12 protein-coding genes are annotated in these 11620 nt (G+C 49.0%); 5 read left to right on the top strand and 7 right to left on the bottom strand.

Features of this window, described 5'->3' with window-relative positions; genetic code table 11:
- The first annotated feature begins 160 nt into the window (after positions 1–160).
- The 3 genes from PGW97_RS21565 to PGW97_RS21575 all read left to right on the top strand — a co-directional run bounded on the left by PGW97_RS21565 (position 161) and on the right by PGW97_RS21575 (position 3274).
- Positions 161–574, top strand: coding sequence for a hypothetical protein (locus tag PGW97_RS21565; RefSeq protein ID WP_273859780.1), 414 nt, complete (start codon positions 161–163; stop codon positions 572–574).
- 100 nt (positions 575–674) lie between these two features.
- Positions 675–2750: a protein-disulfide reductase DsbD family protein gene (locus PGW97_RS21570; protein ID WP_273860642.1), complete on the top strand. Its 2076-nt coding sequence runs from the start codon at positions 675–677 to the stop codon at positions 2748–2750.
- Positions 2750–3274, top strand: coding sequence for a protein disulfide oxidoreductase (locus tag PGW97_RS21575; RefSeq protein ID WP_217391652.1), 525 nt, complete (start codon positions 2750–2752; stop codon positions 3272–3274). The genes PGW97_RS21570 and PGW97_RS21575 overlap by 1 nt, the downstream gene beginning before the upstream one ends.
- A gap of 209 nt (positions 3275–3483) precedes the next feature.
- On the opposite strand, the gene PGW97_RS21580 is transcribed toward PGW97_RS21575, so the two are convergent.
- From PGW97_RS21580 to PGW97_RS21590, 3 genes are all read right to left on the bottom strand, one after another.
- The gene (locus PGW97_RS21580) at positions 3484–4002 is read right to left on the bottom strand and encodes an aminoacyl-tRNA deacylase (RefSeq protein WP_047886005.1); all 519 of its coding nucleotides are present in this window, start codon (positions 4000–4002) and stop codon (positions 3484–3486) included.
- 133 nt (positions 4003–4135) lie between these two features.
- A complete protein-coding gene (locus PGW97_RS21585; protein ID WP_273859781.1) occupies positions 4136–4666 on the bottom strand; it encodes an NlpC/P60 family protein in 531 nt (176 codons plus the stop codon).
- Positions 4667–5028: 362 nt separating this feature from the next.
- Positions 5029–6810, bottom strand: coding sequence for an amidohydrolase (locus PGW97_RS21590; protein WP_273859782.1), 1782 nt, complete (start codon positions 6808–6810; stop codon positions 5029–5031).
- 231 nt (positions 6811–7041) lie between these two features.
- Here PGW97_RS21590 and PGW97_RS21595 point away from each other — a divergent pair, with 231 nt between their 5' ends.
- Positions 7042–7800 carry a 1-acylglycerol-3-phosphate O-acyltransferase gene (locus PGW97_RS21595; protein WP_273859783.1) on the top strand — a complete coding sequence of 253 codons (759 nt, stop codon included), beginning with the start codon at positions 7042–7044 and terminating at the stop codon, positions 7798–7800.
- Between the two features lie 274 nt (positions 7801–8074).
- Here the strand turns inward: PGW97_RS21595 and PGW97_RS21600 are convergent, their stop codons facing one another.
- The 4 genes from PGW97_RS21600 to PGW97_RS21615 all read right to left on the bottom strand — a co-directional run bounded on the left by PGW97_RS21600 (position 8075) and on the right by PGW97_RS21615 (position 10730).
- Complete coding sequence (locus PGW97_RS21600) at positions 8075–8944, bottom strand: alpha/beta hydrolase (RefSeq protein WP_273859784.1); 870 nt, start codon at positions 8942–8944, stop codon at positions 8075–8077.
- Between the two features lie 131 nt (positions 8945–9075).
- The gene (locus PGW97_RS21605; protein ID WP_047886363.1) at positions 9076–9678 is read right to left on the bottom strand and encodes a TetR/AcrR family transcriptional regulator; all 603 of its coding nucleotides are present in this window, start codon (positions 9676–9678) and stop codon (positions 9076–9078) included.
- A gap of 257 nt (positions 9679–9935) precedes the next feature.
- Positions 9936–10184 carry a hypothetical protein gene (locus PGW97_RS21610; protein ID WP_047886010.1) on the bottom strand — a complete coding sequence of 83 codons (249 nt, stop codon included), beginning with the start codon at positions 10182–10184 and terminating at the stop codon, positions 9936–9938.
- 192 nt (positions 10185–10376) lie between these two features.
- Positions 10377–10730: a DUF2750 domain-containing protein gene (locus PGW97_RS21615; RefSeq protein WP_047886011.1), complete on the bottom strand. Its 354-nt coding sequence runs from the start codon at positions 10728–10730 to the stop codon at positions 10377–10379.
- Between the two features lie 202 nt (positions 10731–10932).
- Between PGW97_RS21615 and PGW97_RS21620 the strand changes: the two genes are divergently transcribed.
- On the top strand, positions 10933–11529 hold the full coding sequence (locus tag PGW97_RS21620; protein WP_273859785.1) for a class I SAM-dependent methyltransferase: 597 nt from the start codon (positions 10933–10935) through the stop codon (positions 11527–11529).
- Positions 11530–11620 lie beyond the last annotated feature (91 nt).

The raw sequence follows: 11620 nt of genomic DNA on the forward strand, positions 1-11620 counted from the left end.
GCCCCCGGTTTTCATCGGGGGTTGTTATATCAGGCCCAATCAAAGAAAATGCCTGTGACACGGAAACTTATCCTGAGTAATCCGGTCTGATTGTTCTGCCCTATCGGGTAATGATGAGCGTAATCCGCTGATTTCTATTGGCCATTAACAGGACCCATGCATGCGTAGCCACACCAGCCGTTACCAACATGCCAGAGTAGCATTGTGTCTGGTCATGATCGTGCTCTTCATCTGCTCCGGGCAGAGAATGGGGCTGGTAACGTCGTGCCCGGCAAAGCAAGCGGCTGGCCACCCGTCTGCAAATCTGGTGAGTGAGCTTTCAGCAAAGGCTGCCATTTTCGTCCAGACCGCCATTCAGGCAACATCGGATCATGAGCCCCATGAACCTTGCTCGCTAGCCGATCACCTGTTGCAGCTTCATCAGCACCAACTGGATTTTGCCATTCTTCAATCCTTTGTAATTTTTCTGGCTTTTGCGATCCTGGCAGGGCCCAGCCTGATCACGCCGGTATTGACGGAGCCGATTCCGCCAACACGAAGGCGCCACCTGACATTATGTGTATTCCGGGAATGACACCGGCTTGAGTTACTCCGGCACCCGCCGGCACTTTTGTTGTGTTTATCCTTGGAGATTGATTGTGAAAAAAGCACCTTATTCCCTGTTTACTACGCTGATGAGCCTGCTGGTGCTTATCGGTTTTTTGTTCACCTTTCCAGCCCGGGCTGTTGACTATTCAACCGGCTGGCTGACAAACCCTGATCATCCCCCAGTCGAACTACGGTTTATGCTGACGGGCCAGACTGATGCTGATGCCAAAACGGTAGAAGCGCTACTGGAAGTCAAACTTGCTGAAGACTGGAAAACGTACTGGAGAACGCCAGGCGAAGGCGGTGTTGCTCCGTCGCTCAAGTGGGATCTGGCTGACAATCTGACAGCAACAGACTGGCACTGGCCTCTGCCTCAACGCTATGAGTTTCTGGGGGTAGAAACTCTGGGGTACAAACACCATATTCTGTTCCCGATGACGCTTCATGTCGAAGACATGGACAAAGCGGTCTTTCTGGCTGGCACGCTAACAATGTCCTCCTGCACCAATATTTGTGTACTGACCGATTATGATGTATCGCTGAGTTTTACCCCTTCCCAGCTGGTCGCGTCCGAAGAAGCTATGCACCTGTATAACCAGGGCATGAGCCATGTTCCACGGGATCAGGAAGCCGTTTCAATTAACAACGTCTCTTGGGACCCGGATAAACAAACGTTGTCTCTGGTCGCGACAAATACACTAGGTTGGCAGCAACCTGATGTTTTTGTTGATGGTCAGTCACAAAATGTCCAGGATGCATCATTCCTTCAACCTACCGTACAGGTTGATGGTCAAACCCTGATCGCAACAATGAAGGTAAATAGCTGGTTCGGGGTGCCGAAACTGCTTGGTGAAACAGTCAATATCACGCTGACAGACAAGGATTTTGCCAGCGAAGAAACCGCTATTGTGAGCGACCAGCCATTGGCCATTACCATCGCAGGCAGCAAAAACCTGCCGGAGATCATTGCTATCGCTCTGCTTGGGGGCCTGATCCTCAACGTGATGCCTTGTGTATTACCCGTACTGGGAATGAAACTGAGCAGTGTAATCACCGCTCAGGGCCTGGCTCGCCGCCAGATCCGTGCCCAGTTTATGGCTTCGGCACTAGGAATTCTGGTCTCTTTCTGGCTACTGGCAGGATTCCTGATTGCCCTGAAACTGTCCGGACAGGCTTTAGGATGGGGGGTACAGTTCCAGAGCCCGTATTTTATCGGCGCCATGGTAGTTATCACCGGACTGTTTGCCGCAAACATGCTGGGCTTGTTTGAGATTCGTTTGTCCAGCGACACCAACACCTGGATGGCGACCAAAGGGGATGACTCTTATCTGGGACATTTTGTTCAGGGGATGTTTGCAACCCTGCTTGCGACACCTTGCAGTGCACCGTTTCTGGGCACGGCTGTTGCCTTTGCCCTGGGCGCGGATTTTCTTACCCTGATCGCCATCTTTACTGCGCTGGCGGTAGGTATGGCAGCGCCTTGGCTAATGATTGCGGCCTTCCCCCACCTAGCCGGCTTGTTACCGAAACCTGGCATGTGGATGAACAAGGTCAAAACCCTGTTTGGCCTGATGATGCTTGCCACCAGTCTTTGGCTTATCAGCCTGATGACCAGCTTCTTCAGCCCAGTCATGGTGGCTGCATTCGCGGCCGCCCTATTGCTTGCCCTGCTATGGCAACTTGGACGGGTAAAAGGCCGGAAGCCGGTAATTTATACACTGGCTTTTCTGGTGCTCGCCTCGGGCGGCGGATTAATCGCCGGAAGTATGACCGCTGATCGCTGGTCAACACCACTTGCGACCGATCATCACTGGCAGCCACTCAATACCGATGCCATCAGCAAGGCAGTCAGCAATGGACAGACTGTCTTTGTCGATGTCACGGCGGAATGGTGTATCACCTGTAAAGTCAACAAAGTCAGCGTCTTATTGCAAGAGCCTGCTTACAGTGCGCTGGATACCGAGAATATCGTTCTGATGCGTGGCGACTGGACCAAACCATCTGAATACGTCACCGGGTATCTGCGTTCACATGGCCGTTATGGTGTGCCGTTTAATATTGTCTATGGCCCGGCAGCACCACAGGGCATTGCCCTGCCTGTTATTCTGACCAGCGACGAGGTGTTACAGGCGATCCAGAAAGCCAGTGGAGAGCGTTCGTAATGCCGAAGCAACCGGAAAAAACGGCCAAGCCCAAGGTTCGCCGCTTGCTGAAAGAGATACTGTGGATGACGGCAATAGTGATTGCCGTCAGCGTGGCGATGGATGTCTGGAGAAGCCGCACGATACCCTCCGATCCTGTACCGGCTGTCCCGCTACAGTCGACACATGGAGAAAGCATCGATCTGGTAAACCTAAGTTCAGAAAAGCCTGTATTGGTCTATTTCTGGGGCAGTTGGTGTCAGGTCTGTCGCTTTGTGAGCCCATCCATTAACTGGCTAAACAACAGCCATGATGTGGTTTCGGTCGCGGTAAGTTCCGGTGATGACCGACGGATAAACGGCTACATGAATCATCATGACTACCGTTTTCCTGTTATCAATGATAACCGCGGCCAGTTGATGCAGGCATGGGGGATCACTGCGTTACCGACCGTAGCCATCATCAAAAACGGCAAGGTACAAACAGTCACAACCGGTTTCAGTTCACCGCCGGGATTGTGGCTGAGAATGGCGGTGAATAAATAAAAGCAGTAGCCGTTCCCACTGCATAGGGCTTCGATCCCTATGTAAACCAATGAGATAAAACCAGTAAGCCCATCAATCTTGATGGGCTTACTGGTTTATGAGCTTACTAAATCGATTAACTTCAGCAGATGAGCTGACGTCCGGCTCATTGTTGAGTGGTTTAATCCGTACCGATTACTTCGTATATCTCGATATCCCCACTTTACTCGCTATTCCCATTCCCAGTGACGGCCTTCATGCCCTTGTGCAAACATCATGCGATAGCCGCTGATGTTCTGATGGGGAATATCGTGCATGATTTTACCGAACTGTTTTTTATCCAGATGAATCAGGTTTTCATGGTCACCGGACTCAATATACAGCTCGTTTTGGTCAAGCAGCATATCATCCACCAACATGTTCACACCGTATGCCTGTCCGATGCTCGGCACCGCACCCGGTTCACAATCCTGGAAGAGTTTGGAGAGTTCATGTTCACCGATGAGGAAGAACTGTCGTCCCATCATCCGATTGATTTTATCAATCATCACACGTCGGTTAGACGGTACAACCGCCATTAACAAATCACCATTCTGATCTTTGAGCATAACGGCTTTTGCGACTTGCGCTGTAGGCACATGCGCCGAGATGGCAGAACTAAATGATGTATCGGTATGTCTGTGTCGGGTCAGACTGAAGTCGATATTGTGACTATTCAGGAATTGCCCGACTCGAGTTGCCATAGCCATGGGTCACCTCCCGTGTCGAACGCCACCAGACAGAAGGTATATCCGGTGGCTAGCTATAGCCTCATTATGGGAGGGGATGGGTCATTTCGCGACTTAAAACACAGTAAAAATACCGTAAACTTTATGTCACACATTATTGGGTGCGGTATGGGCCGTTAGCGGGAATTCGTCTGGCCTGCCAGTAGACGCTGCGCCAGTAAGGGTTATTCAGGTTCGAAATGGTAACACCCTGCGAGGTAGAGGCGTGTAGAAAGCGAGACTCGCCCAGGTAGATACCAACATGACGCAAACGGCGACCTGTCTTAAAGAACACCAGATCCCCTTTCTTTAAGTCAGAAATATCAACCCATTTTCCCCGGCGCACCTGCTCTTCCGTTGTTCGCGGCAGATTCACTTTCATGACATTGGCAAAACCAACCTGAACAAAGGCAGAGCAGTCGATTCCTCGGCGGGTGGACCCACCGAGACGATAAGGCGTTCCCCGCCACTCGCGGTATACAGCGTCAAACGACGGATCGTTATTGAGCGGTACGTTCATCGGGACGAAATCATACCCGTTTTGTGATTGGCTGACTTCTGTTTCGGCTTCTGCGGTTGTCTCAGGTGTTGATGAGCAGCCTGACGCGATTAGAGCCACCAATATAGGGAATACAGCATATTTCACGAACCAATGTCCTCAACTGGCTATCAGTCAGTAATGACTATTTTATTGCATTTTTTTGTTGGTCAAAGTGAATAATAGCAATTCAGGCAGCCGGCAACCATGATTTAGAGGAAGATTTGACATTCAGTGCGCAGAATACGACCAAAAAAAGAGGCCGACGTCAGTCAGCCTTAAAATTCCACACAACAGAAGAGAAAGATAGCATCATCAATGCATGTGTCTGAGAAGACAAATTATCCCTCCCGCTCTTTATCGCTGTTATAACTTTTCATATCCAGTTGTTTATTAACGCTTATCTAACAACTGCGATTGGCTTCACGAGAAAAACGTCCAATTATCTCTCATATCGGTCAAAATACGTCTCAACTGTTGTTTTTCAATGCAGCGACTTTATTAGGCTCATCGGTTTTATCTCTCTTCACCGATTTATGTAACCCTGCTGTTTGATTTGAAGCACCAGCGTTACCGCGTTCAAATGTCACCTGCCCCTGTAAAACCGTCATCATGACTTTTGCCTGAGCAATTTTTTCCGCCGGAATCGCCGTCAAATCCTGATTGATGATCACCAGATCAGCCGATTTTCCGACCACGAGGCTACCAGTGATCGATTCAATCCCAAGCGCCTTAGCGGGTTCAATAGTATAGCTGTCGATAGCCTGATAAATATCGTCAATCCCAATCTCTGGCTTCTGCAATGATTCACTGATCCTGGCTAATGGAACAACTTTGTTGGTGTATAACCCGGCACTGCCCAGTGCCACGCTCACTTTGTGTTTGAGTAACTCGGAGATCGAAACTGCTTCTTTTTTATCCAAAATGTGTGATGGTGGTTGCTGGCGAGAAAAATCCGGATTCAGCAGATAAAAATTGGCGGTCACATCCAGATCATGCAGCAATTTATATAGCGGCTCATGGATGAACCGCATATTGCTTAACGTAAAGCGACTGTCATCATTTTCACGACGAACGTTCTGAATGGAGTAAAGCGCAGCCTTGATGGCTTCATCCCCCTGTGCGTGAATATATGCTCCATATCCGATTTCATTCAACCTCATCAGCCAGGTATTCAATTCCGTCGGCGAAAAGAAAAATAACCCGTAAGGCTCACTGTCTATGGACGGTTCACTGTATGGCACCGATAACCGAGCAGTGCCCAGATGGTATTGTCCGTCAACATGTAGCTTGACCTGGTTGATCAGCAACCGATCACTCAAATCGTTCCGATACAGTTCCTTCAGTCCTTCCAGTTGCGCGTTGACACCTTTATAGGGTGACAGTTTTGGCCGCACCGACACCCTAACATTCAGCCGGTTATCACGAGCCAGTTGTTGCCAGAAATCGATGCCGCCATAAAACCAAAGGCTTCCTGCATCGCCTAAGCTGGTCACTCCGTGCCGCTCAAAACAGGAAGCGGTTTTTGCGACCTGACTGTATAACTGAGTCAGCGTGGCACGGTGAGACTCCAGCGCTTTTTCCATCACGACTTCAGCGACAGATCCCAGAATCACGCCTGTGGGTTGCTGATCGCTACCACGAAGAATTTTACCACCGATAGGATCCAGCCCGTGGCGTGTCACCAGCATTTCATCCAGTCCTTTACTGTTGACCCATACCAGTGACGCATGAGGCTCAATCACCACAGTTGGGACGTCCGGAAAATGTGTATCCAGCCACTCGCGGGGGGATTGCTGTTTCAATGGTTTATCAAATAGCCCAGCGCTGAAACCTACCAGCCACTGGTTGGATTTCAGTCGGCGCGCGACTTTCTTACACGCCTGAGTACCGGCATCACCAGCTTCCGGATTGATTTCACAGGCAATATGAGTGAAGGCAACGGTATCAAGGTAGTGGGTATGTAACTCGATAAAACCGGGATAGACACCCGATTTTTCCGCATCCACGATACGGGTCTGTTTGGTCACCATTGGCTCAGCGCCAATCATGGGACCAAGGTAACTGATTTTTCCGTCGCTGATGCCAACCACTGTACCGGGTGCCTGTTTGTACACCTTGCCGCCGGTGATCAACATATCCAACGTTTCTCTGGCTTGTGTTGCACCACTGACACCCCAGAAACAACTGGCGGCCAGTGCCAACACGGTTACCCAGCGCGAACCTTTTGATTCCATTCGTAACTCGTCCATGACTTTCCTCACTCTAGGGTAATGAAAAACCCCGTTTTTTACACAGCTTGCCAAAAGTCAGGATTCTCAAATTGAGACATTCATGCATATTTTCTGCAAGGCTTCACGCAAAGCGGTCAATAACTGACACTTCCGCTATGAAAACAATAAATCAAAACGTTAGCAACTGGTCTTATGAGTTAAATGATCCCATAATGAACAAAGTTTTGTATTTTCCGTCAAGGAGTCAGTGTGCTTTCTATTGTCCGCATTTTCCTCGCCGCCTGCTTTATTATCGTTACAACGCTGTGTGCCTTGCCTTATTGCTGCCTGTTTACACCCCGCAATCCTCGTCATGTGTACACCTTCAGTCGTTGGTTTGCCCAGTTGCATAACATCATCGGCCTGAAGCTGATTCACCGCGGCAAAGAACAAGTCGCCGATGTACCGCGAGCGGTCTATATTTCCAACCACCAGAATATTTTCGACTTCGTCACATCGCCGGGTATGATCATGCCGCGCACGGTATCCATAGGTAAGAAAAGCCTGCTCTGGATCCCCTTCTTTGGTCAGCTGTACTGGATCACCGGCAATATACTTATCGATCGGGAAAACAAATCGAAAGCCCGGAGTACCATCCAGCAAGTGGTCGAAGCCATCCACCAGCGTAATCTCTCTGTCTGGATGTATCCGGAAGGCACGCGCAGTAAAGGTCGCGGTCTGCTGCCTTTTAAAACCGGAGCATTTCGCATGGCCATTGAAGCTGGCGTACCCATTGTGCCGGTCTGTGTCAGCTCCACACACAACAAAATTGCGCTCTCTAACCGCGACAACGGCACAGTGATTGCCGAAATGATGGAGCCGATTGATGTTTCCGGGTACACCCTGCAGGATGCCCGTCAGTTGGCCGATATGTGCCATGCAATGATGGAAGCTAAAATTGCTGAGCTAGATAAAGAAGTCGAGATGATTGATCAGGCACGTAACCGAGAAGAAGTTCGGGTCAGCTAACAGGGCTGCCTAACTTATCCTTGATGAGCGTGAGATAGGATCCACGCCCTAGTGGGGTGTCGGGCGCAGCAACACAAAGTCTATCAATAACACGAGGCATGCCCTGTTCGAGCATGCCTCGTGTTTTTTACAAATGGCGCTTGGCTGATTCATCTTAACTGGCGCTTTGCACCTGGTGTTTATTACCTGACGTTTAGTGAAGCCTTGCTAATCAAGATCCTGTATCCAGATATCACTTTGTTACACAGCGGGGTCGGTAGAAAAGTCACCGGACTTATGCGGCTCGGGAAGCCTCCGTGAGTGCCACCAGATGATCAAAACCACGTTTAAGCTGGTCGCTTTGCAAAATACGGCCATGACCTAGGCCATCGGTCGGGAACAAAGTAACATGCTCCAACTCGCCGATCTTTTCGGAATGGCTGAATGACGCGAACCGGTCTTTACGATCATGAACAATCACCACATCAGCCAGACGTTGTTCCAGACGAGCCGCTGGGTTAATACGTTCCAGTGGGTACTGGTAAGCCTGTGCAATGTCGTCGACCACCGCATTAAACAATTTCATTGAATACCCGGAGCGCTCCACAGTGCTAAACAGGTTCTCGGTATAGTTGAGTACAGGAGCGACCAGCAACACTGGTTTATCTTCCAATAACGGATGACGGCTTTCCAGCACCATAGCTCCTCCCATACTGTGAGCGATCACCCCAACAATGGCTTCCTGCTGGGCCAGAATATCATTCAGAGCAGCCACAAAACCTGGCAGGTGGCCATACTGCCCTTCACTCTCACCATGTGCCGGATTATCAAACGCCAGAGCAGTAAAACCGGATGCAGCAATGTGTTCCATCAGACTGAAGAACTGGCTGGATGACCCTGACCAGCCATGGCCCAGTACCCAAGTCGGTCCCGTACCTAGGCTATATGTCATCATGTTACCTTCTGAGGTTTTTACTTTACGGCGGATAAGCCCTGCTGGCTCATCCACTTTACGTTTACTGCGCTCCGGGGTCAGTAACACTTTTTTGGCCACTTTACACGCATGCCCGGGAGCCAGCGTGTGGTGAAGCCGTGTCGTCAGGTTGATCAACTGACGGCGAAAACTGAAAGCCTGACGCTGACTGAAATAGATTTTGCTGCTCATCGCATTGTCTCCTCACAACCGAAATAAAACGAACGGTCGTGCTTTTTAAATCCATGAAATTACCCGTTGATGATTAATAGTTGATGCTTAATCAACGGGCATTGAAAAACATTACATCGCGATCTATCAGATCACTCGTTGCGATCGGCACGCCATTGTACGAACAGATCATCAATTCCCTGCCAGAAGCGTAAATGTTCCGCGGTTTCCAGCCCCATAGAACGGAATAAATGGCTGCTCAGATAAACGCCATACAAGCGATAGACACACTGCCAGCTATCCAACGTCGAGACAAACTCTCCCTCTGCTTTAGCCCGTTCAATCTGACGGTGAAGATAATCGAGCCAGCGGCGGGTCACTTGAGTCAACGCCGCCTGTACAGCGTTGTCGTCATCCCCCCGCTCCTTCCAGGCATCAAGGAACATGCAACTGCCCTGAAACGACTGATTCCATTCCAGCCACAGGCGGAGCAGAAAGCGTAGCTTCTTCTCAATGCCCATAGGTACGGCTTGTCGGGCTGGTTGAATAACACGCTCGGCAAAAAGCTGCCCGGCATATTCCAGTACCGCGATTTGCAAATTCTCTTTGGAATTAAAATGTGCGAACAACCCGCTTTTTGACATTCCTGATGCTTTGGCCAGTTGCCCGATAGTCAGACTATCCAGACCATCTGTACTCGCCAACTCAAAGGCTGTCTGTAAGATATGTTCGCGTGTTGCTTGCTTTTTGTTCATTATCATTCGCGGCAGAAATAACTCAGCATCTTTTAGCACGATCGTACTTTTTAACTCAAGAAAAATCTTCACTGTGTCGATAATCATTCTCTGGATGCTCTTCCCGTCGCTGTCCGCTTTTCCGTGGCATTGCGATTACAAAAAGAGACATTTCCAATGTCGTTACATTTCTCCGGCACAGTGAAGATGCTCTCTACCCTTTCGCTTCTTTGTCTGGAATCTCTTCCACCGTTTTCTTTAGCTACGAACGTTTTGGATTAGCGTTCGGCAAACCGGAACAGGCTGTCAATACGAACAGGACATTCACCAACCTGATTTACCTGATCTTCAGCCTGTTTCAGCGAATCAAAACTGCATGGAATACCGTAAGTATCAGTCAGCGGGACATCATTCCCTTCATAATCAATGAAATGGATGCTCCACCCCGCACTCAGAAAATCATGCACCAGACGTGCTTCAACAAATGAATGCTGAGACATAAGCTGACGACATTCTGAAAGAACCATAGTCACCTCCAAATGACAAACTAGTCATTACTAGTGTAGTCAGATCAATTATAGCAATGGTCTGTTCCTCACTAGTTGAAGTCAGCCTTCATAGCGATAAAAAATTCACTCTCCGCCGCAAACAAAAGAGGCTACCTTTCGGTAGCCTCTTGCAGAATGCATGCATTCGGAAATACGTATGCCTCAGATACCTTACAGGTACATCTTCGCTACGTCTGATGGCTCATGCTCACTACCTTCCAGCTGAGCAGTCCAATTCAGGCCAACCAGTACACCATCTTCAGCCAGAGTGATCATCCAGTCTTCAACAAATACATCCAGTGGGATCATTACCGCAGTAAATTCTGTCCACTCATCTACACAATGCACCGCAGCGTCCGCTTCGTTTGACCAGAACGGCATCACTTCAGATTCTTCGAACTCGCTTGAGTCAACAGACAGCCAGTCACCTTCTTCATTACAAAGGCCCCACACCTGCTGAGTCTCTTTCGTTTCAGTCACAAACAGTTCATCGTTTGCTTTCAGATCTGCGGTTAGCTTAGTCATTCTCTTCTCTCTTGATAATCTATAGGCATCAACAGCCTGATGCGGTGTAAGTTTATCAGACTTTCCTGTTCAACATGTACAACACTCTTTGTTGTTTATAGTAATCGCGCAGGAAATCAGCGTTGCAGACTGCCAATTCGCTATACTTGATTTGGCAACATCATTTCACAGCAATTTCAGGCCGTGCTGGAGTAGTAAGTCTATGGCAACCATTGATTGGCTAACAAACCTGAACAATCAAACGCTGTTAACACCTCGGTCGCATCTGGTTGAAGCACTCGAGTTCATAGGCGGGAATGGCGATGGCCAGGTAGCAGTGGATTGTGGTTGTGGATCCGGGCGCGATACAGTCTACCTGCTTGAAAAAGGATACCGGGTTTTTGCCTTTGACAATGATATCCCTCGGTTGGAAACATTATCTGAGCACCCACTCACCGGCGCCAATCCGAATCTGGATATTCAAATCAGCAGTTTTGCCGAATACCGCTTTCCTAAAGCTCATCTGATCAATGCCAGCGCCTGCCTGTTTTTCAGTACACAGGCCGACTTTGACATTCTGTGGCGCAACATCTGTAAAAGCCTTCATAAAGACGGGATTTTCTGCGGTCATTTCCTAGGCAGTGATACATTGGAAGAAAATGAGAAACTGCCTATCCTGACCCACAGTACCAAAGAGCTGGAACGGTTATTGTCTGATTTCTATATCATTTCGTGGAAGAAAAAACAGGAATACTCAGCCAACCTGACCGGTAAACGACGTTTGTGGCTTGTTCATACTATCATTGCCATGAAAAAGTGATTTCACCTGACCAGAAAACTTACCAGCTCTGGCGTTTTCGTTCTGGGCGTACAGCTTTGTCTCTGACTTTTTTCATGTCAGAATAACGCCA

The sequence above is a fragment of the Photobacterium sp. GSS17 genome, from assembly GCF_028621875.1.
Classification (GTDB): domain Bacteria; phylum Pseudomonadota; class Gammaproteobacteria; order Enterobacterales; family Vibrionaceae; genus Photobacterium; species Photobacterium ganghwense.

Bases quoted from the DNA above. Each gene is read 5' to 3' on its own strand.
- PGW97_RS21610 (WP_047886010.1), bottom strand. From the start codon at position 10,184: ATGGTTCTTTCAGAATGTCGTCAGCTTATGTCTCAGCATTCATTTGTT.
- PGW97_RS21620 (WP_273859785.1), top strand. From the start codon at position 10,933: ATGGCAACCATTGATTGGCTAACAAACCTGAACAATCAAACGCTGTTA.
- PGW97_RS21605 (WP_047886363.1), bottom strand. From the start codon at position 9,678: ATGAACAAAAAGCAAGCAACACGCGAACATATCTTACAGACAGCCTTT.
- PGW97_RS21590 (WP_273859782.1), bottom strand. From the start codon at position 6,810: ATGGACGAGTTACGAATGGAATCAAAAGGTTCGCGCTGGGTAACCGTG.
- PGW97_RS21615 (WP_047886011.1), bottom strand. From the start codon at position 10,730: ATGACTAAGCTAACCGCAGATCTGAAAGCAAACGATGAACTGTTTGTG.
- PGW97_RS21600 (WP_273859784.1), bottom strand. From the start codon at position 8,944: ATGAGCAGCAAAATCTATTTCAGTCAGCGTCAGGCTTTCAGTTTTCGC.
- PGW97_RS21570 (WP_273860642.1), top strand. From the start codon at position 675: ATGAGCCTGCTGGTGCTTATCGGTTTTTTGTTCACCTTTCCAGCCCGG.
- PGW97_RS21565 (WP_273859780.1), top strand. From the start codon at position 161: ATGCGTAGCCACACCAGCCGTTACCAACATGCCAGAGTAGCATTGTGT.
- PGW97_RS21580 (WP_047886005.1), bottom strand. From the start codon at position 4,002: ATGGCTATGGCAACTCGAGTCGGGCAATTCCTGAATAGTCACAATATC.
- PGW97_RS21575 (WP_217391652.1), top strand. From the start codon at position 2,750: ATGCCGAAGCAACCGGAAAAAACGGCCAAGCCCAAGGTTCGCCGCTTG.